The organism is Pseudomonas sp. PDM09 (assembly GCF_014852305.1).
Taxonomy (GTDB): domain Bacteria; phylum Pseudomonadota; class Gammaproteobacteria; order Pseudomonadales; family Pseudomonadaceae; genus Aquipseudomonas.
In genome coordinates this window covers 227,806-249,343 of sequence record NZ_JACVBI010000005.1, presented here as the reverse complement: position 1 = coordinate 249,343, position 21,538 = coordinate 227,806, and the positions used below count along the sequence as shown (strand labels likewise).

The 21,538-nt window shown below is 57.0% G+C and carries 24 protein-coding genes; 14 read left to right on the top strand and 10 right to left on the bottom strand.

Going from position 1 to position 21,538, the window contains the following annotated elements; translation table 11 throughout:
* The first annotated feature begins 72 nt into the window (after nt 1-72).
* From IB250_RS14680 to rarD, 3 genes are all read left to right on the top strand, one after another.
* On the top strand, nt 73-1,383 hold the full coding sequence (locus IB250_RS14680; protein WP_192344616.1) for an MFS transporter: 1,311 nt from the start codon (nt 73-75) through the stop codon (nt 1,381-1,383).
* Between the two features lie 88 nt (nt 1,384-1,471).
* Nucleotides 1,472-2,485, top strand: coding sequence for an aldo/keto reductase (locus tag IB250_RS14675; RefSeq protein WP_192344615.1), 1,014 nt, complete (start codon nt 1,472-1,474; stop codon nt 2,483-2,485).
* Nucleotides 2,486-2,832: 347 nt separating this feature from the next.
* Nucleotides 2,833-3,720: an EamA family transporter RarD gene (rarD, locus tag IB250_RS14670; protein WP_192344614.1), complete on the top strand. Its 888-nt coding sequence runs from the start codon at nt 2,833-2,835 to the stop codon at nt 3,718-3,720.
* Between the two features lie 169 nt (nt 3,721-3,889).
* Here the strand turns inward: rarD and hppD are convergent, their stop codons facing one another.
* Complete coding sequence (gene hppD / locus IB250_RS14665; RefSeq protein ID WP_192344613.1) at nt 3,890-4,966, bottom strand: 4-hydroxyphenylpyruvate dioxygenase; 1,077 nt, start codon at nt 4,964-4,966, stop codon at nt 3,890-3,892.
* Nucleotides 4,967-5,214: 248 nt separating this feature from the next.
* A complete protein-coding gene (locus tag IB250_RS14660; protein WP_192344612.1) occupies nt 5,215-6,162 on the bottom strand; it encodes a DMT family transporter in 948 nt (315 codons plus the stop codon).
* A gap of 78 nt (nt 6,163-6,240) precedes the next feature.
* Here IB250_RS14660 and IB250_RS14655 point away from each other — a divergent pair, with 78 nt between their 5' ends.
* From IB250_RS14655 to IB250_RS14645, 3 genes are all read left to right on the top strand, one after another.
* Nucleotides 6,241-7,113, top strand: a complete 873-nt coding sequence (locus tag IB250_RS14655; protein WP_192344611.1) for a LysR family transcriptional regulator — start codon at nt 6,241-6,243, stop codon at nt 7,111-7,113.
* A gap of 101 nt (nt 7,114-7,214) precedes the next feature.
* A complete protein-coding gene (locus IB250_RS14650; RefSeq protein WP_192344610.1) occupies nt 7,215-8,750 on the top strand; it encodes an EAL domain-containing protein in 1,536 nt (511 codons plus the stop codon).
* Between the two features lie 233 nt (nt 8,751-8,983).
* On the top strand, nt 8,984-9,349 hold the full coding sequence (locus IB250_RS14645) for a histone-like nucleoid-structuring protein, MvaT/MvaU family (RefSeq protein ID WP_008075430.1): 366 nt from the start codon (nt 8,984-8,986) through the stop codon (nt 9,347-9,349).
* Nucleotides 9,350-9,521: 172 nt separating this feature from the next.
* On the opposite strand, the gene IB250_RS14640 is transcribed toward IB250_RS14645, so the two are convergent.
* Nucleotides 9,522-10,025 (bottom strand): DUF4946 domain-containing protein, encoded by a 504-nt coding sequence (locus IB250_RS14640; protein WP_412548341.1) that lies wholly within the window; start codon nt 10,023-10,025, stop codon nt 9,522-9,524.
* Nucleotides 10,026-10,181: 156 nt separating this feature from the next.
* Here IB250_RS14640 and gloA point away from each other — a divergent pair, with 156 nt between their 5' ends.
* The gene (gloA, locus tag IB250_RS14635) at nt 10,182-10,703 is read left to right on the top strand and encodes a lactoylglutathione lyase (protein ID WP_192344608.1); all 522 of its coding nucleotides are present in this window, start codon (nt 10,182-10,184) and stop codon (nt 10,701-10,703) included.
* Nucleotides 10,704-10,881: 178 nt separating this feature from the next.
* Here gloA and ahpF read toward each other — a convergent pair whose 3' ends face one another.
* The 3 genes from ahpF to IB250_RS14620 all read right to left on the bottom strand — a co-directional run bounded on the left by ahpF (nt 10,882) and on the right by IB250_RS14620 (nt 14,211).
* On the bottom strand, nt 10,882-12,444 hold the full coding sequence (gene ahpF / locus IB250_RS14630) for an alkyl hydroperoxide reductase subunit F (RefSeq protein WP_192344607.1): 1,563 nt from the start codon (nt 12,442-12,444) through the stop codon (nt 10,882-10,884).
* A gap of 126 nt (nt 12,445-12,570) precedes the next feature.
* Nucleotides 12,571-13,134, bottom strand: a complete 564-nt coding sequence (ahpC, locus tag IB250_RS14625; RefSeq protein ID WP_007900047.1) for an alkyl hydroperoxide reductase subunit C — start codon at nt 13,132-13,134, stop codon at nt 12,571-12,573.
* A gap of 138 nt (nt 13,135-13,272) precedes the next feature.
* Nucleotides 13,273-14,211, bottom strand: a complete 939-nt coding sequence (locus tag IB250_RS14620) for a site-specific integrase (RefSeq protein WP_192344606.1) — start codon at nt 14,209-14,211, stop codon at nt 13,273-13,275.
* 178 nt (nt 14,212-14,389) lie between these two features.
* Here IB250_RS14620 and IB250_RS14615 point away from each other — a divergent pair, with 178 nt between their 5' ends.
* Nucleotides 14,390-15,409, top strand: a complete 1,020-nt coding sequence (locus IB250_RS14615) for a DNA-binding protein (RefSeq protein WP_192344605.1) — start codon at nt 14,390-14,392, stop codon at nt 15,407-15,409.
* On the opposite strand, the gene gorA is transcribed toward IB250_RS14615, so the two are convergent.
* Together gorA and galU are read right to left on the bottom strand one after the other, a co-directional pair.
* Nucleotides 15,406-16,764, bottom strand: a complete 1,359-nt coding sequence (gorA, locus tag IB250_RS14610) for a glutathione-disulfide reductase (RefSeq protein ID WP_192344604.1) — start codon at nt 16,762-16,764, stop codon at nt 15,406-15,408. The two genes, IB250_RS14615 and gorA, sit on opposite strands and share 4 nt — an antisense overlap.
* Before the next feature lie 129 nt (nt 16,765-16,893).
* Nucleotides 16,894-17,733, bottom strand: coding sequence for a UTP--glucose-1-phosphate uridylyltransferase GalU (galU, locus tag IB250_RS14605; RefSeq protein WP_007900040.1), 840 nt, complete (start codon nt 17,731-17,733; stop codon nt 16,894-16,896).
* A gap of 280 nt (nt 17,734-18,013) precedes the next feature.
* Between galU and IB250_RS14600 the strand changes: the two genes are divergently transcribed.
* Nucleotides 18,014-18,202 carry a hypothetical protein gene (locus tag IB250_RS14600; RefSeq protein ID WP_007900038.1) on the top strand — a complete coding sequence of 63 codons (189 nt, stop codon included), beginning with the start codon at nt 18,014-18,016 and terminating at the stop codon, nt 18,200-18,202.
* Nucleotides 18,203-18,341: 139 nt separating this feature from the next.
* Nucleotides 18,342-18,623: a hypothetical protein gene (locus tag IB250_RS14595; RefSeq protein WP_192344603.1), complete on the top strand. Its 282-nt coding sequence runs from the start codon at nt 18,342-18,344 to the stop codon at nt 18,621-18,623.
* Nucleotides 18,624-18,646: 23 nt separating this feature from the next.
* Here the strand turns inward: IB250_RS14595 and IB250_RS14590 are convergent, their stop codons facing one another.
* Entirely contained in the window at nt 18,647-18,877 is a 231-nt protein-coding gene (locus IB250_RS14590; protein WP_007935641.1) for a hypothetical protein, read from the bottom strand.
* A gap of 72 nt (nt 18,878-18,949) precedes the next feature.
* Nucleotides 18,950-19,306, bottom strand: a complete 357-nt coding sequence (locus IB250_RS14585) for a hypothetical protein (protein WP_123494758.1) — start codon at nt 19,304-19,306, stop codon at nt 18,950-18,952.
* A gap of 212 nt (nt 19,307-19,518) precedes the next feature.
* On the opposite strand from IB250_RS14585, the gene IB250_RS14580 reads away from it, so the two are divergent.
* The 4 genes from IB250_RS14580 to alkB all read left to right on the top strand — a co-directional run bounded on the left by IB250_RS14580 (nt 19,519) and on the right by alkB (nt 21,527).
* The gene (locus tag IB250_RS14580; protein ID WP_007900033.1) at nt 19,519-19,821 is read left to right on the top strand and encodes a DUF1883 domain-containing protein; all 303 of its coding nucleotides are present in this window, start codon (nt 19,519-19,521) and stop codon (nt 19,819-19,821) included.
* 28 nt (nt 19,822-19,849) lie between these two features.
* Nucleotides 19,850-20,020 carry a hypothetical protein gene (locus IB250_RS14575; protein WP_162232616.1) on the top strand — a complete coding sequence of 57 codons (171 nt, stop codon included), beginning with the start codon at nt 19,850-19,852 and terminating at the stop codon, nt 20,018-20,020.
* A 126-nt stretch (nt 20,021-20,146) separates the two neighbouring features.
* Complete coding sequence (locus tag IB250_RS14570) at nt 20,147-20,857, top strand: 2OG-Fe(II) oxygenase (RefSeq protein ID WP_192344602.1); 711 nt, start codon at nt 20,147-20,149, stop codon at nt 20,855-20,857.
* Nucleotides 20,847-21,527, top strand: a complete 681-nt coding sequence (gene alkB, locus IB250_RS14565) for a DNA oxidative demethylase AlkB (RefSeq protein WP_192344601.1) — start codon at nt 20,847-20,849, stop codon at nt 21,525-21,527. Before IB250_RS14570 ends, alkB begins: the two co-directional genes overlap by 11 nt.
* The last annotated feature ends 11 nt before the right edge of the window (nt 21,528-21,538 follow it).

Genomic DNA, 21,538 nt, shown 5'->3' with positions numbered 1-21,538 from the left:
GTGGCCGAGACTCACTGGGCGATCAACGTTACCCTTGCGTCGCAAAAAATCATAATAAAGAGAGAGCCCGCCATGTCACAGAGCGCCGCAGCTACCCTGGCCACCGCTGACGACAAAAACGCCGTCTACAAACGCATTACCCTGCGCTTGATCCCCTTCATCTTCATCTGCTACCTGTTCAATTACCTCGACCGGGTGAACGTAGGGTTCGCCAAGCTGCAGATGCTCGACGCACTGAAATTCAGCGAAACCGTGTACGGCCTCGGTGCCGGGATCTTCTTCATCGGCTACGTACTGTGCGGCGTACCGAGCAACCTGGCCCTGACCAAATTCGGCCCGCGACGCTGGATCGCGCTGATGATGATCACTTGGGGCACGCTCTCGACTTGCCTGCTGTTCGTCACCACACCGACCGAGTTCTACACCCTGCGCCTGTTTACCGGTGCGGCCGAAGCCGGGTTTTTTCCGGGCGTGGTGCTTTACCTCTCGCAATGGTTCCCGACGTTCCGTCGTGGCCGCATCATGGCGCTGTTCATGTCGGCGATCCCGGTGTCCGGCCTGCTCGGCAGCCCGTTTTCCGGCTGGATTCTCAACCACTTCGGCGCCGGCCAGGCCGGTTTGGCCGGCTGGCAGTGGATGTTCCTGCTGCAAGGTATTCCGACCATTATCCTCGGCACCCTCGCCTACTTCCTGCTCAGCGACAGTTACGCCAACGCCAAGTGGCTGACCCCCTACGAGCGTTCGGTGCTTGAGGCCGATCACGCGCAAGACCTGGCCAGCAAACCGAAAACCGCCACTGATTCCCTGCTGGCGGTGTTCAAGAACCCGGCGATCTGGGCCTTCGGCCTGATTTATTTCTGCATCCAGAGCGGCGTCTACGCGATCAACTTCTGGTTGCCGTCGATCATCAAGAACCTCGGTTTCAGCGATAACCTGGTGATTGGTTGGCTCAGTGCGATTCCGTATCTACTGGCGGCGGTGTTCATGTTGATGGTCGGTCGTTCGGCGGACTTGCGCAAAGAGCGCCGCTGGCACTTGGTAGTGCCGATGCTGATGGGCGCGGTGGGTCTGTTGATTGCGGTGAACTTCGCTGCCAACCCCGCCATTGCCATTCTCGGGCTGACCATCGCCACCATGGGCGCCCTCACCGGCCTGCCGATGTTCTGGCCCGTGCCGACCGCCATGCTCAGCGCGGGTGCGGCTGCCGGTGGGTTGGCGTTGATCAACTCCATGGGGCAGATGGCGGGTTTTCTTAGCCCGTACCTGGTGGGTTGGGTCAAGGACAGCACCGGGTCGACTAATGTGGCGCTGTATCTGCTGGCGGGTGTGATTGTTTGTGGGAGTTTGCTGGCGTTGCGCATGACGCGGACGTTGCGGGTTTAAAGGGCAATCAGGCCTGATAATTCCGATTGCTCCCAGTCACGGTTCTGGTATTTGATTAGGGCTTTCTGAGCGGTAAAAGGATTTCGTCATGAGCTATCGCACGCTGGGTCATTCGGGTTTACAGGTGTCGACCCTCACATTGGGCACCATGATGTTCGGCGAGCAGACCAGCACCGAAGATTCCCTGCGAATCATCGACAAGGCCTGGGACCAGGGCATCAACTTCATCGACACTGCGGACGTGTACACCAACGGCCGTTCCGAAGAGATCGTCGGCGAAGCGATCGCCAGTCGGCGGCAGGAATGGGTACTGGCCACCAAGGTCGGCTTCGGACCGGTGGACGGTATGCCGAACCGCAGCGGCCTGAGTCGCAAGCACCTGTTCAATGGCATCGACGCCAGCCTGACGCGGTTGGGCACCGATTATCTGGACATCTATTACCTGCACCGCGAAGACCACAACACGCCGCTGGACGTCACGGTGTCCGCCATTGGCGATTTGATCCGCCAGGGCAAGATCCGCTACTGGGGCCTGTCGAATTACCGTGGCTGGCGTATTGTCGAAGTCATCCGCATCGCCGACAAACTCGGTGTCGACAGGCCAGTCATCAGCCAGCCGCTGTACAACATCGTCAACCGTCAGGCGGAAACCGAGCAGATCACTGCCGCGCAAAACTATGGCCTCGGTGTGGTGCCATACAGCCCGCTGGCGCGTGGTGTGCTCAGCGGCAAGTACGCGCCCGACGTGACGCCGGACGCCAACAGCCGCGCGGGCCGTCAGGACAAACGCATCCTGGAAACCGAATGGCGGGTGGAGTCGTTACGCATTGCCCAACAGATCCAGGAATACACGCAGGGCCGTGGCGTGGGTATCGTCGAGTTCGCGATTGCCTGGGTACTGAACAATGGCGCTGTGACTTCGGCCATCGTCGGGCCTCGCACTGAGGAACAGTGGGATGCGTACACCAAGGCACAGGCGGTGAAGATCACGGCGGAGGACGAGGCGTTTATTGATTCGCTGGTGACACCAGGGCACGCGTCGACGCCAGGGTTCAATGACGTGAGCCATTTTGTGCCGGGGCGTAAACCGCATACGGCTTGAGATTTATCGCGGGCAAGCCCGCTCCCACAGGGTTTTGTGTCGATTACAAGATCTGTTGGCGATCACGGCCTATTGTGGGAGTGGGCTTGCTCACGAAGACGGTTTCACATTCAGCATTGATGTTGGCCGGTAGACCGCTTTCGCGAGCAAGCCCGCTCCCACAGGGTTCTGTGTCGACCGCAAATATTGTGTATGACCCTGCTCCCACAGGTTGAGTGTCGGTGTGCTGACTATGCTTTGGCTGAGGATCAGCCAGGATGTTGTAAATATTGATCACTCGGCCAATATTCAACACAAAAACCACGTATCCTGCGCGCCCCGTTTGACCTTCATCCCGCGAGGACAGTTTGTCTAAAGGTATCGCTCTATCGGTTACAGCCTCGATGCTGTTTGCCGTCATGTATTACTACACATCGCTGCTCTCCCCCTTGAGCGGCGTAGAAATCTTCGGTTGGCGGATGCTGCTGACCGCGCCGTGCATGACGGTGTTCATGGTGGTGTCCGGTGAGTGGAAGCGCGTGGTCGAGATTGTTCGGCGGCTGGCTGGCAAGCCGAAGCTGATTGTCGGGCTGGTTGGCTCCGCAGTGCTGCTGGGCCTGCAACTCTGGTTGTTCATGTGGGCACCGCTCAACGGTTATAGCCTCGACGTGTCGCTGGGGTATTTCCTGTTGCCGCTGTCCATGGTCTTGACCGGGCGAATCGTCTATGGCGAGCGCCTTTCCTATCTGCAGAAAATCGCCGTGTTCTTCGCCAGCCTCGGCGTGCTAAACGAGCTGTATCAGGTCGGCGGTTTTTCCTGGGCGACCTTGCTGGTGGTGGTCGGCTATCCGATCTATTTCATCCTGCGCAAACGCCTGGCGACAGACAACCTTGGCGGGCTCTGGCTGGACATGGCGTTGATGCTGCCAGTGGCGTTCTGGTTCGTGCAGGGCGGCGAGCAAGGTTTCGACGTGTTTGATCAACATCCGTGGCTGTCGCTGTTGATCCCGATACTCGGGGTGATCAGTGCTTCGGCGCTGGTGGTCTACATCATTGCCAGTCGGTTGCTGCCGTTCAGCCTGTTCGGGTTGTTGAGTTATGTAGAGCCGGTGCTGTTGCTCGGCGTTGCGTTACTGTTGGGGGAAAGTATCAAGGCCGGCGAATGGCTGACCTATATTCCGATCTGGTTGGCGGTGTTGGTGTTGGTGTTTGAAGGGTTCAAGCATCTGGTCCGGCAACGACGCCGGCCGATGTAATTGTAGGAGCGAGGCTTGCCCGCGAAGCTTTTAGCGTCCTCAACGTCCCCTTCGCGGGCAAGCCTCGCTCCTACAAGGGTTTTTGCATGATCCAAAAATGGTTTTGCATGATCCAAAAAAAGCCCGGCCAGCATTGCTGCTGACCGGGCTTTTTCACGCCTGAACCGGGTTAATCGGTAGAGAGCACACCCCGACGAACCTGGTCACGCTCGATGGATTCGAACAGTGCCTTGAAGTTGCCTTCGCCGAAGCCATCGTCGCCTTTACGCTGGATGAATTCGAAGAACACCGGGCCCATCAGGGTTTCCGAGAAGATCTGCAGCAGCAGACGCTTGTCGCCCGACTCGGACGAACCGTCCAGCAGAATGCCCCGCGCTTGCAATTCGTTGACCGGCTCGCCATGGTTCGGCAAACGGCCTTCGAGCATTTCGTAGTAGGTGTCCGGCGGCGGTGTCATGAAGCGCATGCCGATGCTTTTCAAGTGATCCCAGGTCTTGATCAGGTCATCGCTGAGGAAGGCCACGTGCTGGATGCCCTCCCCGTTGAACTGCATCAGGAACTCTTCGATCTGCCCGGCGCCCTTGGACGACTCTTCGTTCAGCGGGATACGGATCATGCCGTCCGGCGCGGTCATGGCCTTGGAGGTAAGGCCGGTGTATTCGCCTTTGATGTCGAAATAGCGGATTTCACGGAAGTTGAACAGCTTCTCGTAGAAGTTGGCCCAGTAAGCCATGCGACCGCGATACACGTTGTGGGTCAGGTGATCGATGATCTTCAGGCCGGCCCCGACCGGGTTGCGGTCAACGCCTTCGATGAACACGAAGTCGATGTCATAGATCGAACTGCCTTCGCCGAAACGGTCAATCAGGTACAGCGGCGCGCCGCCAATGCCTTTGATCGCCGGCAGGTGCAGCTCCATCGGACCGGTTTCGATATGGATCGGCTGGGCACCGAGTTCCAGGGCACGCCTGTAAGCCTTTTGCGAATCCTTGACGCGGAACGCCATGCCGCACACCGACGGGCCATGCTCGGCCGCGAAGTACGACGCCACGCTGTTGGGTTCGTTGTTGAGGATCAGGTTGATCTGGCCTTGGCGATACAGATGCACGTCTTTGGAACGGTGGGTCGCGACCTTGGTGAAGCCCATGATCTGGAAGATCGGCTCCAGGGTGTTAGGGGTCGGCGATGCGAATTCGATGAACTCAAAGCCCATCAGGCCCATTGGGTTTTCGTATAAATCTGCCATGGTTGGCGCCTCATCATTTTCTTGTCAATTAACGGATCGTTAGTTGCTAGCAATGCTGAGACCGGCGGGTGGCGCGCAGGAGATGCCCCGCACGCTGCGGGCGAGGAAGTCACCGTAGATCAATTGAAACCCAAAACTCTTCATTGTCGACCCAAGGCTCTTGCGGGCGAGGCTTCTGCTGCCAGAAGACGATTATTCTTATATGCGTAACCCGATTCTACACAGCGTAAATCAGTTTGTCCGCCTTCTTATAAAATCCCCCTTTTTGTAGCGTGCGCAAGCGGTTTGTTGCACAGAAAAATCCCCCCCAGGATCAGCCCGCCACCCAGGCACATCACCAGTGTCAATTGCTCACCCAGCAACAATGCGCCAAACAGAACGGCAGTCAGCGGGTTCAAGGCGATGAACACACCCGAACGCGTCGCACCGATTTTGCGGATACCGTCGTAATAACCAATATAGGCCAATGCCGAACCCAGTACGCCTAGGTACAGCAGGCTCAACCATTGTTGCGTGCCGAGTTCAGCCATAGCCGCGACACTCAGCTCACCACGCACGGCGCTGGTCACCCAGAGCATCAGCGTGCCCAGCAAAATCGAGTACGTCACCGTCTGCACCGGCCCCAACGTTTGATTCAGGCCTTTGGAGAACAGAGAATAAATGCCCCAGCCGAGCACGCAGCCGAAGATCAACAGATCGCCGATCCAGGCATCAGTACCACCGGCCAGTAACTGCGGATTGCGGCTGATGATCACCAGGCTGGCGCCGGCAATGCAGATAGCGATACCGGTCACTTTCGCTCGGCTCAGTCGCTCCTTGAACAACAGCCACGATGCCAGGCCGATCACGCCCGGATTCAACGCCACGATCAACGATGCCCGTGACGCGTTGATGTAATGCAGCCCATAAAAGAAGCACAGGTTGTAGAAGAAAATCCCGAAAAAACCCAGCAGCGTCAGTTGCAGCCATTGCCGAGGGCTGGGGCGCACCAAAGGCATGCGCGCCAACAGCAGAAACAGCAGCAACGCCACGCTCGCCAGCAAGAACCGCAGGCTCGCGGCCAATAGCGGACTGAGGCTGTCGGCCAGAAATCGCCCGGCGACGAACGTTCCGCCCCAGATCATGGTGACCGCTGCCAGTTTCAGATAAACCGGTACATCGGAAGAATTCACCAGGGTCTGTTCACACGTAGTCATAAGTCTCCACCATCAGATATCGGGCACATGGCGTATCATTCGACTAATGCCAGATCATCGTAAAATGAGTAAATACTCATGACCCTTACGCAACTCGAGATTTTCTCCCTGGTGGCCGAACTGCGCGGCTTCACGGCGGCAGCCCATCGTTTGGAGATTTCCCAATCCGCGGTGTCCCACGCGCTCAAGTCGCTGGAACAGGAACTGGGTGTAGAACTGCTGCGTCGGCATCAGTCCCACGTCGAGCTGAGTGACATCGGCCAGCAGCTGTTACTACGTGCTCGGGCGATGCTCGGGCTTGCCAACACGTTGCGCCAGGAAGCGGCGGATGCCCGCGGAATGAAACGCGGCACCCTGCGCATCGGCTCGTTCGGCCCGACTTCATCGATCAAACTGTTGCCGAAAATCCTGCAGCATTACCGCGCCGCACACCCGGGCATCGAGGTTCACATCGACGAAGGGCCAGATCGCCAGGTGATCCAGTGGCTGGAAGAACGGCGTATCGATATCGGCTTCGTGGTGTTGCCCCTGGAGCGTTTCGACACTTTTGGGCTGATCGAAGACCAGATGGTCGCGCTGCTGCCTGCCGACCATGCGCTGGCCGGTCGCGACAGTTTGAGCTTGAGCGATTTATGCCACGACCCTTTTGTGCTGACCGAAGCCGGCTCTTCGGAATTGGTCTCGCGCCTGTTTAATGCGGCGCGGTTGACGCCGAACATTCGTTATCGTTGCTCGCAATTGATAAGCACGCTGGACACCGTCGGCCGTGGCGATGCCCTGACCGTTGTCGCCGAAGGCTCTTTGCCTGACGACAACGACAACCGCTACGTGAAAAAACCGCTGTCGCCACCGGTCTGCCGTCAAGTCGGGCTGGCAGTGCTCGATCAGCGTCAGTCATCACCCGCGACGCTGGCCTTTATCAAACTGGCTTCGAGCCTGAATGATCATTGAACGGCATAAATGCTGTCGGCCAACTATCATGGCAACTCGTCTGGGAGGCGTGTCGCGCTGCCAGTCTTTGAGTGCCCTCTTTTATCGCGATGGATTTGCGAATGCCACTGAACGTCAAAAGTCGCCGCAAGCGTAGCACCCGGATCGCTGTGACTGTTTTGAGCGGGTTGCTTCCGGTGTTGCTGGGAGTCGCCATTCTCTATCTGCAGGCTGAACGTACGCTCAAGCAAAGTACCGGACTGACTGGCGAAGAAGCCATTCGCCAATTCGAGCTAATGCTCGACAACACCGCCCAAGCGGCGCAAGAGCTATTGCCGCTGGCCGGCCAGAATTGCAATGACGTCAAACTGGCCTTACGCGAACAAGTCACCCGCCGACCATTCGTGCGCTCGACCAATCTTGTATGGAACACCAACCTCTATTGCAGTTCGTTGTTCGGTGAATATCAGGAAAAGATCAATCCCGACGATTACACCCAAGGCAAGCTATGGCTCATGAACGGCAACCCGGTCACGCCCAATACCGCGTTGTTGGTGTATCGGCTGAGCGAAGGAAACCAGGGCGCATTGACCACGCTGGACGGTTATCACCTGAGTAACGTGCTGCGCCTGATCGGTCGCAAAACATTATTGTTGTTGCAAGTCGGTCCTCACTGGTTGTCGGCCGACGGCAAGGTCCACGACGATGCGCTGCCCGCCTTGCCCGTGGCGCAAAACACGCTGGCGTCCTCGCGTTATGCCTTTACCGTAGCCGCAGGTTTTCCCGAAGGAGAAACCTGGCGTTACATGCGCAGTGAGTACCCGCCGCTGTTCAGTCTGTTGATGTTCTTCGGTGTGGTGTCCGGCTCGATCGGACATGTGTTGCAGAAACGCTCGATGTCGCCGAGCCGTGAAATGCAGCGGGCGCTGGAGGCAGCAGAGTTCATTCCGTATTTTCAGCCCGTGGTACATGGCGACAATAAGCAGTGGTCCGGCGCCGAAGTATTGATGCGCTGGAAACATCCCAAGGAAGGCCTGGTACGCCCTGATCTGTTCATCCCGTTTGCCGAACATTCCGGGCTGATCGTGCCGATGACTCGCTCGTTGATGCGACAGACCTGCGCATTGCTGGCTCCCCTGTCGACCTCGTTCGACGGGCCATTTCACATTGGCATCAACATCACCGCCAGTCACTGCCGGGATCTGGAACTGGTCGAGGACTGCCGCGAATTCCTCAGCGCTTTCGCCCCGGGCAGCATCAACCTGGTGCTGGAGCTGACCGAACGCGAACTCATCGAGCCGACAGCCATCACCTTGCAATTGTTCGAGCAGCTTCACGAGTTGGGCGTGATGATCGCGATCGATGACTTCGGAACGGGTCACTCAAGCCTGGGTTATTTGCGTCAATTCAATGTGGACTTTCTGAAAATCGATCAGAGCTTTGTCTCCATGATTGGCGTTGACGCCCTGTCCCGACACATTCTGGACAGCATCATCGAACTGTCGGCCAAACTCGATCTGGGTATTGTCGCCGAAGGCGTGGAAACCGTAGAACAGAGTGACTATCTGACGGCCCACGGCGTGAACTTCCTGCAAGGTTATCTGTTTGGTCGGCCGATGCCAGGCGCGGAATTCATTAGAGCATTAAGTGATCGTTAACTAACCGCTCTAAGGGGCGAAGCCATGAAGATGCGCACCAAATTGAATCAAAAGACTACTCTTGTTACATGAAGAAAAAGTCAGGATTTACTCTTGGCCAATTAACTACTACAATTTTTCATGCCTGTGCAGAACTGGCAGGTGCGCCATTATCACCGAGTCGCTTCAAGGCTCTTGGCTTATAGCTTTGTTTGCGGTTGGTATCAGCCAAACACACTATTGGAGTAAAGATATTGTCCAGACTCGCTGAATTCCGTGCAGCTGAAAAGGCCCTTCAAGAACAGCTCAAGCAGTTGGAATCGCTGAAGAACGATGCCGGGCTCAAGAAAGAAATCGAATTCGAAGAAAAGCTCCAGGGGCTGATGAAAACCTACGGCAAGAGCTTGCGCGACATCATCGCCATCCTCGATCCAAACCCGGCAAAATCCGGCCTGCAGCAGGCAGCAGCGCCTAAAACCCGCCGCGCTCGCGTGGTCAAGGTGTATCAGAACCCGCACACCGGTGAACTGATTGAAACCAAGGGCGGCAATCATCGCGGCCTGAAAGCCTGGAAGGAACAATACGGTGCTGCCACCGTTGATTCCTGGCTGCGAGGCTAAGCACTCGCGATCATAAAAAAGCCCTGCATTGCAGGGCTTTTTCATAGACAGCGTCTAAATGCAACGAAAGTCGCCGATCAACTCGTTACATATCGTCCAACTTTATGCTTAATCCCTTTGGCTATCTAAAAACTCCGAACCCGCTGAAATCTACTGATACGCAAACCTTAAACTAAAGTTTCAAGCTGTTTCGAGCCGCTGCTATGTCGTCCTGACTTGCCTTGTAAACCTCTGCCTGCCCCGCATAAGAAAGAACATAGGCCTTATCGGCGTCTACCGCAGCGACCAATGTTTGAGACAGCACATGTCGACCGTTCTGCGTAATCGTGCAGGTAGTTTCCAGCGCCGATAGCCGGCTTAAGGTAGTCGGGTGAATTTTAGTGCAAACGCTCTGATACCCACTCTGAAAAAAGTCCTTTTGCACCGACTTGCGCATTTCCAGCAGCACGCCTTCCAGATTCACCTGATGACCACTTTCTACCTGAGTCATGGTCAACTCCATCACCATCACCGGCGTACCGTCCTGATCGTGTTTTACCGCGCGTTGCCGGGATACCTGCAGTTTAGTCTCATCTTGCGAAATAGCCTCGACAGTCCATCCGCTTGGCCAAATCACGACCGGAGCCTCTGCATAAACGGGGGTAACATCTGAAAGCAGACACATCAGGACGAACATCGATTGACAGAATCGGGTCATTGCAATGAGCACTCACGAATTGAGCCGTAAAGTCTGAGCCTCACCCGGCTGTCAGGCAACCCTGCGGTTTTGGTTTGGCGATGCCGGAGCCCTTGCGTATCATTGTGACAATTCTTGGATTTTCCGGAGGGCCCCATGAGCCTGCACGAACTCAATACATTTCCCGGTGTGACTGCACAACCCGACACCGCCACCCAGAAGTTCGTCTTCAACCACACCATGCTGCGGGTCAAGGACATCACCCAGTCGCTGGATTTCTACACCCGCGTCCTGGGTTTTTCGCTGGTGGAGAAACGCGATTTTCCGGAAGCCGAGTTCAGTCTGTATTTCCTGGCGCTGGTCGATAAAAACCAGATCCCGGCCGATGCCTCGGCTCGCACCGAGTGGATGAAATCGATCCCCGGCATTCTCGAGCTGACCCATAACCACGGCACCGAGAACGACACGGATTTCGCCTACCACAATGGCAACACCGACCCACGCGGCTTCGGCCATATCTGCATTTCGGTACCGGACATTCGTGCCGCGTGCGAGCGCTTCGAAGCGCTAGGCTGCGATTTCCAGAAACGCCTGAACGACGGCCGCATGAAGAGCCTGGCCTTCATCAAGGATCCGGATGGTTACTGGGTAGAAATCATTCAGCCGGCACCGATGTAAGCCCCACACACAGAAATGATCGTTCCCGCGTGGTAACGCCTCCTGTGACGCTCTGCGTCACGCTTTGGGACGCGGAGCGTCCCGGGCTGCATTCCCACGCAGAGCGTGGGAACGATCAGTGCAAGACACAAAAAAACCCATGATCACTCATGGGGTTTTGTATTTTCGGCGTCGGCGTTTATGCAGGCGCCGAGGTGCGGATCAAGTGATCGAATGCGCTCAGGGAAGCCTTGGCGCCCTCGCCTACCGCAATCACGATCTGCTTGTACGGCACGGTGGTCACGTCACCGGCCGCGAACACGCCGGGCATCGACGTTTCACCACGGGCATCGACAATGATCTCGCCGCGCGGCGACAGTTCGATGGTGCCTTTGAGCCAATCAGTGTTAGGCAGCAGACCGATCTGCACGAAGATCCCTTCCAGCTCGACAGTGCGCAACTCGTCCGACTGACGATCCTTGTAGCGCAGGCCGTTGACCTTTTGACCATCGCCAGTCACTTCAGTGGTTTGCGCACTGGTGATAACAGCAACGTTCGGCAGGCTGTGCAACTTGCGCTGCAACACTGCATCGGCGCGCAGTTGGACGTCGAACTCCAGCAGGGTCACGTGGGACACGATACCGGCCAGGTCGATGGCCGCTTCGACGCCGGAGTTACCGCCGCCAATCACCGCCACGCGCTTGCCTTTGAACAGTGGACCGTCACAGTGCGGGCAGTACGCCACGCCCTTGTTGCGGTATTGCTGCTCACCGGGAACATTCATTTCACGCCACCGGGCGCCGGTCGCCAAAATCACGGTCTTGGCTTTCAAGGACGCACCACTGGCGAAATGGATTTCGTGCAGCGCGCCATTTTTGCCCGGCACCAGCTTGTCGGCGCGTTGCAGGTTCATGATATCCACGTCGTACTGCTTGACGTGTTCTTCCAGCGCCACGGCCAGTTTCGGCCCTTCGGTTTCCTGCACCGAGATGAAGTTCTCGATGGCCATGGTGTCGAGCACCTGACCACCAAAACGTTCCGCCGCCACACCGGTGCGAATGCCTTTACGAGCAGCGTAGATCGCCGCCGAAGCACCGGCCGGGCCACCGCCGACGACCAGTACATCAAAGGCTTCTTTGGCGCTGATTTTCTCGGCCTGGCGCTCGATGCCGCTGGTGTCGATCTTGGCGAGGATCTCTTCCAGGCCCATACGGCCCTGGCCGAAGTTCACACCGTTCAGGTAGATGCTTGGGACGGCCATGATCTGGCGCTCGTCGACTTCAGCCTGAAACAGCGCGCCATCGATAGCGACGTGATGGATGTTCGGGTTCAGCACAGCCATCAGGTTCAACGCCTGGACCACGTCCGGGCAGTTCTGGCAGGACAGCGAGAAGTAAGTCTCGAAGTTGAACTCGCCTTTGAGCGAGCGGATCTGTTCGATCACTTCGATACTGGCCTTCGAGGGGTGGCCGCCGACTTGCAGCAGAGCCAGCACCAAGGACGTGAATTCGTGGCCCATCGGGATACCGGCAAAACGCAGGCTGATATCGGCCCCCGGGCGGTTGATCGAAAACGATGGCTTACGTGCATCGTCACCGCTGTCGAGCAACGTAATCTGGGTAGAAAGACTGGCAACGTCTTTCAGGAGTGCAAGCATTTCCTGGGATTTCGCACCGTCATCGAGGGATGCAACGATCTCGATCGGCTGGGTGACCCGTTCCAGGTACGATTTCAACTGGGCTTTAAGAGTGGCGTCCAACATACGGGCGATTTCCTTTATTCGTGTCGAAAAAAAAACGCCCGAGCGAATCTCGCCCGGGCGTTTTTGAGGGCGGTGCAGCTTACTTAGGAGGTGCGGAGTTCCGCCCTGATGAAGCGCGTCACAGACTTAGATCTTGCCGACCAGGTCCAGGGACGGAGCCAGAGTGGCCTCGCCTTCTTTCCACTTGGCTGGGCAAACCTGGCCTGGGTGAGCAGCAACGTACTGAGCAGCCTTGATTTTGCGCAGCAGCTCGGAAGCGTCACGGCCTACACCGCCGTCGTTCAGTTCAACGATTTTGACCTGGCCTTCAGGGTTGATCACGAAGGTGCCACGGTCAGCCAGGCCAGCTTCTTCGATAAGCACGTCGAAGTTGCGGGAGATAGCGTGAGTCGGGTCGCCGATCATGGTGTACTGGATTTTGCCGATCGCTGGCGAAGTGTTGTGCCAGGCAGCGTGGGCAAAGTGGGTATCGGTGGAAACGCTGTAGATTTCGACGCCCAGCTTCTGGAACTCGGCGTAGTTGTCAGCCAGGTCTTCCAGTTCGGTCGGGCAAACGAAGGTGAAGTCAGCTGGGTAGAAGAACACGACAGACCACTTGCCTTTCAGGTCAGCGTCCGACACTTTTACGAAGTCGCCATTTTTAAAGGCGTCAGCTTTGAACGGTTTAACTTGGCTGTTGATGATAGGCATCGATGACTCTCCGTCAGGGGTTAAGAAGTTGATGAGGTGAATCCTACCCAGTCGATCGCCGATTGGCTCATTGGCAAACCTGATGTTGCTGATTGGTTTTCGCTATTAGCTGACAGTATTAATAGAAGAAAACGTGATCTACAGCGTCAATGGCTTTTCAGCGATGTGGGTCATCCCGATAAACGGGCTGGATTCAACATAGCGCATGGCGGACTTCATATCCTTCCAGCCCACGTAACTCATCAACGACTTCAAATCCCAACCGCTCTGATGGGCCCAAGTGGCAAACCCACGACGCAAGGAGTGACTGGTGTAGTGCTCGGCCGCAATACCGGCGCGCTCAAGGGCCTGGCGCAACAACGGGATCACGCTGTTGGCATGCAAGCCCTCCTCGCTCAAATGGCCCCAACGGTCGATACCCCGGAATACCGGCCCGCGGACCAACGCGGCGTCAGTGATCCATTGGATATAGGCCTGCACCGGACACAAACGCTGCAAGGCTGGCGTCTGGTACGTCTGGCCGAGGTTCTCGCGGTCGCTCTTGCTGCGAGGCAGGTAGAGGGTAATGCCTGAGCCGGCGCTGGCCTGCACATGCTCAATCTGCACGCGACACAACTCATCGCTACGGAAACCGCGCCAAAAGCCCAGCAGAATCAGCGCCGTGTCGCGCCTGGCCCGCAGCAAACCCGGTTGATCGCCCTGCGCCTTAGCGGTTTGTGCTTCCTGCTCCAGCCAGGCCACCACTTGCTCCAGATGCTGAAGCTGCAACGGTTCGGCCTGTTTCTCCTGCGCCGGGTGCAGCGCGCGAATGCCTTTGAACACTTTGCGCACCACGGGTGCCTTGGTGGGATCGGCAAACCCCTGACTGTTGTGCCATTGCGCCAACGCGGACAAACGCAACTTCAAGGTATTGATCGACAGCACGCCTGCGTGGGCCACGAGATAGCGCGCCACGCTGTCGCTGGTCGCTGGCAGGAACCCGCCCCAACTGACTTCGAAATGCTCGATGGCCGCGCGATAGCTGCGACGGGTGTTGTCGCGCGTGGCGGCTTGCAGGTAGCGATCCAGTTCAGTCATGGGCTCAGTTCTCGAAAACGTACTGCTCTGGCGGGCGAAAACCCGGATTACAGCGCATCACACGGGGTAATACCAGTATATCCCGTATGATAAATCATAGAATTCTAACTTTAATCGAATCATGGTACATTGCGTATATTAGTGGTACGTACCACAGTATCAAATCGTAGGAGAACACATGGCACGTGGCGGCGTAAACAAGGCACTGGTGCAAGCGGCGCGCTCAGCAATCCTCGCCCGGGGCGAGCACCCCAGCATTGACGCGGTGCGGATCGAGATGGGCAATACCGGTTCAAAAACCACAATCCATCGCTATATGAAGGAGCTCGATGACGGCGCCGAGCCCGCCCAAGCACCTTCCGAACCTATCGATGATGAGCTTGCAAGCCTGGTGTCGCGCCTGGCGCAACGCCTGAAAGAACAGGCGCAAGAGCCCATCGACCAGGCGCGCGCGCAGTTCGAGCAACAACGAAAAGAGCTGGAAACCCAACTGCATGAGGCCCGCGAGGCCAATACCGAACTGCACCAGCAATACGAAATTCAAAGCCTGGCACTGACCCAGGAATCAGCAGAACTGCATGACACCCGCTCCATGCTGCAAAGCGAACAAACCCGCAACGCCGGATTGAACCAGGCGCTGGCAGATTTCGAATTACGCTTGCAAGACAAGGACGAGCAGATTCGCTCGCTGGAAGAAAAGCACCTGCACGCTCGTGAGGCGCTGGAACACTACCGCAATGCCGTCAAAGACCAGCGCGAGCAGGAGCAGCGCCGCCACGAAGGGCAGGTTCAGCAGATTCAGATGGAGTTGCGTCAGGCGCAGCAAAGCGCACTGGTTCGCCAGGATGAAATCACGCAACTGCATCGCGACAACGAGCGCTTACTGACGGAAAACCGCGGAACGCTGCGAGAGTTGAGCCTGTCGCAAGAGCAACTCAAGCACACCAACAGCCGACAGGATCAGTTGCTGGAACAGGTCAACCGTATCGACAGCGAACGCACCCTCCTCCAGGAACGCTTGCGCATTGCCATGCTGGAAAGCCAGTCACTCAAGCAGAACATCGACGAGCAGTCGCACATCAACAAGGCGCTGGAAGTTGAACTGATCAAGTTGCAGGCAAGCCTGGATGAAAGCGCGCGTCTGGCCGCTGTCGTTGCGACAGGGCCAGACGCATCAGCGCCGCGTAAGGACGATTAACTCGCGACCGGCGTACGCATGGTGACGAACTCTTCGGCGGCCGTCGGATGCACGCCGATGGTTTCGTCGAAGTCACGTTTGGTTGCGCCGGCCTTCAAGGCAATTGCCAACCCCTGAACGATCTCGCCGGCTTCCGGGCCTACCATGTGGCAGCCCAGGACCTTATCAGTCTTGGCGTCCACCACCAGCTTCATCAAGGTGCGTTCCTGGCATTCGGTCAGGGTCAGTTTCATCGGCCGGAAACGGCTTTCGAAGATCACCACATCGTGCCCGGCCTCCCGCGCCTCTTCTTCGGTCAGGCCGACAGTGCCTATGTTAGGCAAGCTGAACACCGCGGTCGGGATCATCTTGTAATCCACCGGACGATATTGCTCGGGTTTGAACAAGCGCCGCGCCACGGCCATGCCTTCCGCGAGCGCGACCGGCGTGAGCTGTACTCGCCCGATCACATCGCCCAGAGCCAGGATAGATGGCTCTGCGGTTTGATACTGCTCATCGACCTCGACAAAACCTTTCTTGTCGAGTTTGACGCCAGTGTTTTCCAACCCTAGATTGTCGAGCATCGGACGCCGACCGGTGGCGTAGAACACGCAATCCGCCTCCAGCTTACGACCGTCCTTGAGCGTGGCTGTCAGGCTGCCATCGGCTTGCTTTTCGATGCGTTCGATATCGGCATTGAATTGCAGGTCCATGCCGCGCTTGGACAGCTCTTCCTGCAAATGCTTGCGCACCGCACCATCGAAGCCACGCAAGAACAGATCACCGCGATACAGCAGCGTGGTGTCGGCCCCCAACCCGTGGAAAATCCCCGCAAACTCCACCGCAATATAACCACCACCGACCACCAGAACGCGCTTTGGCAGCTCTTTAAGGAAGAACGCCTGGTTGGAACTGATCGCGTGCTCGTGCCCCGGAATCTCCGGAATCTGCGGCCAGCCACCGGTAGCGATCAGGATGTTTTTGGCGGTGTAGCGTTTGCCATCGAACTCGACGGTATGCGGATCGACGATTTTCGCGTGGCCTTCGTGCAGGGTCACACCGCTGTTGACCAGCAGATTGCGATAGATGCCGTTCAGGCGATTGATCTCGCGATCCTTGTTGGCGATCAGCGTCGCCCAGTCGAACTTCGCCTCACCCGGGGTCCAGCCAAAACCTTGCGACTGCTCGAAGTCTTCGGCGAAGTGCGCACCGTAGACCAGCAATTTCTTCGGCACGCAGCCGACGTTCACACACGTACCGCCCAGATAGCGGCTCTCGGCCACGGCGACTCTCGCGCCGAAACCAGCCGCAAACCGCGCAGCCCGCACACCGCCGGAACCGGCGCCAATCACATACAGGTCAAAATCGTAGGCCATTTCTATCTCCTCGGCAGGCCACCAGCATACCTGCGAGCGGCCTTTGGGCAAGCGTTGCAAACTATGTGGGGCCGGAAAATGAAAAAGCCACCCGAAGGTGGCTTTTCAGTACAAGCAGCTCAGGCGCTATCAGTAAGCCTTGCCAGTCTTGTAGAAGTTCTCGAAGCAGAAGTTGGTCGCGTCGATGTAGCCTTCGGCGCCACCGCAGTCGAAACGCTTGCCTTTGAACTTGTAGGCCATGACGCAGCCGTTTTGTGCCTGCTTCATCAGGGCGTCGGTGATCTGGATTTCGCCGCCCTTGCCTGGCTCGGTTTGTTCGATCAGGTCGAAGATGTCTGGAGTCAGGATGTAACGGCCGATGATCGCCAGGTTCGACGGTGCATCTTCAGGCTTTGGTTTTTCAACCATGCTGTGAACGCGGTAGATGTCGTCGCGGATCATCTCACCGGCAATCACACCGTACTTGTGAGTTTCTTGCGGGTCGACTTCCTGAATGGCAACGATCGAGCAGCGGAACTGCTTGTACAGCTTGACCATCTGGGTCAGTACGCCGTCGCCTTCCAGGTTTACGCACAAGTCATCCGCCAGTACCACGGCGAACGGTTCGTCGCCGATCAGCGGACGACCCGTGAGAATCGCGTGGCCCAAGCCTTTCATTTCGGTCTGGCGAGTGTAGGAGAACGAGCACTCGTCGAGCAGTTTGCGGATACCGACCAGGTACTTCTCTTTGTCGGTGCCCTTGATCTGGTTTTCCAGCTCGTAGCTGATGTCGAAGTGGTCTTCCAGAGCACGCTTGCCGCGACCGGTGACGATGGAGATTTCGGTCAACCCGGCGTCCAGTGCTTCTTCGACGCCGTACTGGATCAGTGGCTTGTTTACCACCGGCAGCATTTCTTTGGGCATGGCTTTAGTCGCTGGCAGGAAGCGAGTACCGTAACCGGCTGCTGGGAACAAGCATTTCTTGATCATATAAGTCCTTGAAAGGGCTGTGTGTTCGAGTTTCGGCGCAGTCTAATCAGGCGGCGGGCACCTTACAATGCCCTGCACTGGCTAACCGATGCCATCATAGAGAAATATTCTGATGGATAGTTCCGCAGATACATTGCACAACCTCTTATAGATAGCAGAGATCGGCAGATTTGCGCGGCCATCATCCGAAAGACAATCCGCCCTACCCTACACCATAGGCACCCGTTGAGGGCATTTGGCGCTATCATTGTGCAATTGAACCAGCCAACGAGGCAGATAGATGTCGGCAGCAAAAAGTGTTAATGGGTACCTGATCAATCAGGCAAAAGACGGCCAGTGGTGGGTAGACAGCGTCGGCGGCGAAAATATTGCCGGGCCGTTCCCTACAGAAGCGTTGGCGATTGAAGTGGCATCGGTGTTGCAGGATCAACCCGCAGGCCCCAAGCGGCGCGGCAAGGACAAGCCTTGAGCTGAACCTTACACGACGTAGCCCTGCCTTTGCGCAGGGCTTTTTTGTGATTGTCCGCAACGAAGTGGCCATTCGCTATAACCTTTCGATGCAGCCGCTGTCACAGCTTTTAGCCAACATCACTGACGACCACCACGACATGAATAAATTTTTGCCACTGATTGCAGTTCTGGCCCTGAGCGGCTGCGCCACGTCCGAAACCACTTACCTGAAAAATGGCGAACAAGGCCTGAGCATCGACTGCTCCGGGAAAGCCAACGACTGGGCCACCTGCTACGAAAAAGCCGATGCCTCTTGCGCTGGCACCGGTTATCGGATTGTCGGTACCGACGGCACACCTTCGCCGCAGGAAAGCGACAAGACCTTGGGCGCGGACATCGGCAACTACAAGAACCGCAGTGTGGTAGTGGTCTGCAAGTAGGGCTCCAATGGGCTTCCCCTGCCCTACATATGAATTTCGGCGAATTTGATCCCGAGCCCGCGCACGGTCTCGATCAAATCGTCGAGGCGACTGAAGGATTCGACTTCATCGTTGTCATCCACCAGGAAAAAACTGCGCCCGGCGCTTTTCTTGAAAAACACGATCCACTCCCCCGGATTCGCCGGGTTCTGAATCACATGGGTGGCAGAGATATGACCCTCTGCATGGCGCTCCCGCACCTGCTCTCGCTTCATGCTCAACTCCAGAAATGACAATGCCGTCAAAGCGCGACTTTGACGGCATCGATGCTGACTGGGGGTAGTTTATCAGCCAGATATGCATGCGGTGGCGGCATTGCGTACATCCCATGGGCGCAATGGCACATTGGAGATGCGCTCATGCAGCTTGATGCTGCTGCCGCCAGAGCGGTCTTCAATTTCAAATACGGCGGCCGGCCCCGACGAGAACTTTTGCGGCACGATAACTCGCACGCCTTCCTTGTGCGGTTCGACTTGCAGGGCTCCACGGCTATCGGCGAGCTTTTCGACCAGGCATTGGGCGTACTCATGGGGATTCTTGCCTGATATCACGCTCATGGTGGGCAGTGTCTCATTGATGTCCGAGACACTCGCACATCCACCCACTGCCAACGCCAACGGCCCGACCAGAACTCCCCACTTCATACAGAACCTCCGATAAAGACCTTCCGACAGCACAAATGCTGGTTTTCTCCGAGGCTCACTGCGTTTATCGCTCATAGAATTCCGTATAACTGTTTTTAATTGCCAAAGCGCACCCCGAGAGCCGGATAATAACCTGTTCGGGCTGATAAACTGCGCCAATCGCCCATGCTATCGTTTTGATTTTGTAGAAAAAGCCCTTCTGGAGGCGCCTCATGAAATTTATCCACCAGCGCGAGCACCTCAACGAAGACGACATCGTCGTCATCCAGTGCTCCCAAATGTGCAACATCCGCTTGATGAACGACGCCAACTTTCGCAGTTTCAAGAATGGCGGCCGTCATACTTACCACGGCGGCGCATTCGACACCTTCCCGGCCCGCATCACAGCGCCAAGCACCGGTTTCTGGAACATCACCATCGACACGGTCAATCGCCGGCCGATCAGCGTGACCCGCAAACCGACCCTGACGCACTCGATCAAGATCATCCGCCGCTCCAGCTCGAAACTGAGCTGAGCCCAAACCAAAACAGGCAGGTATGACCGTGGCCCAGACGACCAAATACGTCATCAAATACAAACTCAACGGCGAGCGCCGCTTCGAATTCGCCCAGCTGGAAAATGGCACGGAAGAAGAAGCCAAGGCTGCACTCGACGTCATTCATGGCCAGACTGAAGATGTCATCAGCGAGATCAGCGTGAGCAAAGCGCTGTAAAGCGATCTGGAGCGACAACATGGACGTCTGCTCCCCTTTCGAATTCGACCGCAAGCGCCGGAGTGCCCACTCCCGCCACGCTCACTAAACTGGCCGCCTCGACCTTCTGGTCAAGGAGTCAGAACCTTGTTTACCGACCCGATTCATCACGATGCCCTCGACTGGATCACGCTTGCGCAGCAACTCGATCAGGATGGCTGCGCGCTAATCCGGTCGTTTTTAGGCCATCCGACCTGCGATGAAATAAGCGCCCTGTACGACCGGCCCGAGCCCTTTCGCTCCAAAGTGGTGATGGCTCGCCACGGTTTTGGCCGGGGCGAGTACAAGTATTTCAAGTACCCGTTGCCGGATCCGGTGGCCCGGTTGCGTAGCGCGCTCTACCCTCGACTGGTTCCAATCGCCAATCGCTGGTACGAATCGATGGACCTGCCGACCCGTTTCCCCGAATCCCACGAAGCATTTTTGCAGCGCTGTCATGCTGCTGGTCAGGAACGCCCGACACCTTTGTTGCTGCAATATGGGCCACAGGACTACAACTGTTTGCATCAGGATCTGTACGGCGAACACGTCTTTCCGCTGCAAGTGGCGATTCTTCTGTCAGAACCGGGAGAAGACTTTACCGGCGGTGAGTTTGTGCTGACTGAACAACGTCCGAGGATGCAGTCGCGCCCGCAAGTCATCGGTCTGAAGAAAGGCGACGCGTTGATTTTTGCCGTGAATCAGCGTCCAGTAAAAGGTGTTCGCGGCTATTACCGAGTAACCATGCGTCATGGCGTGAGTCGCCTGCACAGTGGAAAACGGCATACCCTTGGAATCATCTTTCACGATGCGTTATGACCCCATGAGCCCGATCACTTTTGATCTGTTTGCCGATACAGAACCCGAGCAGCCGTCCAGGCGGGAGCAGATTGGCGAACAATCCTTCGTTCTTAGAGGCTTCGCCCTGCCCTGGCTCGACCGGTTGCTGCCGGCACTGGAGGCGGTTCTGGCAGCCGCCCCTTTTCGGCAGATGGTCACGCCTGGCGGCTTTACCATGTCAGTGGCGCTGAGCAGTTGCGGCATCTGGGGCTGGACCACCGACCGCAGCGGCTACAAGTACACCCGTAACGATCCGCAGACCGGCGCGCCATGGCCTGAAATGCCTGAGGTGTTTTTCGAGCTGGCGCAAGCGGCGGCGCGAGAGGCAGGCTTTATGGATTTCGTACCGGATTCCTGCCTGATCAACCGCTATATTCCCGGTGCCAGAATGTCGTTGCATCAGGACAAAAACGAAGATTCCTACGCGGCGCCCATTGTGTCGGTGTCCTTGGGGTTGCCGGCGACGTTCCTGTTCGGTGGCTTCGAACGCAGCGCCAAAAGCCAACGCGTGCCGCTGTTGCACGGCGATATTGTGGTCTGGGGCGGCGTCGACCGTTTGCGTTATCACGGCGTATTGCCGATCAAGGAGGGTTATCACCCTCAATTGGGCGAACAACGGATCAACTTCACCTTCCGTACCGCGGGATGAAACCGTTGAAT

Bases quoted from the DNA above. Each gene is read 5' to 3' on its own strand.
- IB250_RS14680 (WP_192344616.1), top strand. From the start codon at position 73: ATGTCACAGAGCGCCGCAGCTACCCTGGCCACCGCTGACGACAAAAAC.
- IB250_RS14675 (WP_192344615.1), top strand. From the start codon at position 1,472: ATGAGCTATCGCACGCTGGGTCATTCGGGTTTACAGGTGTCGACCCTC.
- hppD (WP_192344613.1), bottom strand. From the start codon at position 4,966: ATGGCAGATTTATACGAAAACCCAATGGGCCTGATGGGCTTTGAGTTC.
- IB250_RS14660 (WP_192344612.1), bottom strand. From the start codon at position 6,162: ATGACTACGTGTGAACAGACCCTGGTGAATTCTTCCGATGTACCGGTT.
- IB250_RS14655 (WP_192344611.1), top strand. From the start codon at position 6,241: ATGACCCTTACGCAACTCGAGATTTTCTCCCTGGTGGCCGAACTGCGC.
- IB250_RS14650 (WP_192344610.1), top strand. From the start codon at position 7,215: ATGCCACTGAACGTCAAAAGTCGCCGCAAGCGTAGCACCCGGATCGCT.
- IB250_RS14640 (WP_412548341.1), bottom strand. From the start codon at position 10,025: ATGTTCGTCCTGATGTGTCTGCTTTCAGATGTTACCCCCGTTTATGCA.
- gloA (WP_192344608.1), top strand. From the start codon at position 10,182: ATGAGCCTGCACGAACTCAATACATTTCCCGGTGTGACTGCACAACCC.
- ahpF (WP_192344607.1), bottom strand. From the start codon at position 12,444: ATGTTGGACGCCACTCTTAAAGCCCAGTTGAAATCGTACCTGGAACGG.
- ahpC (WP_007900047.1), bottom strand. From the start codon at position 13,134: ATGCCTATCATCAACAGCCAAGTTAAACCGTTCAAAGCTGACGCCTTT.
- IB250_RS14620 (WP_192344606.1), bottom strand. From the start codon at position 14,211: ATGACTGAACTGGATCGCTACCTGCAAGCCGCCACGCGCGACAACACC.
- IB250_RS14615 (WP_192344605.1), top strand. From the start codon at position 14,390: ATGGCACGTGGCGGCGTAAACAAGGCACTGGTGCAAGCGGCGCGCTCA.
- gorA (WP_192344604.1), bottom strand. From the start codon at position 16,764: ATGGCCTACGATTTTGACCTGTATGTGATTGGCGCCGGTTCCGGCGGT.
- galU (WP_007900040.1), bottom strand. From the start codon at position 17,733: ATGATCAAGAAATGCTTGTTCCCAGCAGCCGGTTACGGTACTCGCTTC.
- IB250_RS14600 (WP_007900038.1), top strand. From the start codon at position 18,014: ATGTCGGCAGCAAAAAGTGTTAATGGGTACCTGATCAATCAGGCAAAA.
- IB250_RS14595 (WP_192344603.1), top strand. From the start codon at position 18,342: ATGAATAAATTTTTGCCACTGATTGCAGTTCTGGCCCTGAGCGGCTGC.
- IB250_RS14590 (WP_007935641.1), bottom strand. From the start codon at position 18,877: ATGAAGCGAGAGCAGGTGCGGGAGCGCCATGCAGAGGGTCATATCTCT.
- IB250_RS14585 (WP_123494758.1), bottom strand. From the start codon at position 19,306: ATGAAGTGGGGAGTTCTGGTCGGGCCGTTGGCGTTGGCAGTGGGTGGA.
- IB250_RS14580 (WP_007900033.1), top strand. From the start codon at position 19,519: ATGAAATTTATCCACCAGCGCGAGCACCTCAACGAAGACGACATCGTC.
- alkB (WP_192344601.1), top strand. From the start codon at position 20,847: ATGCGTTATGACCCCATGAGCCCGATCACTTTTGATCTGTTTGCCGAT.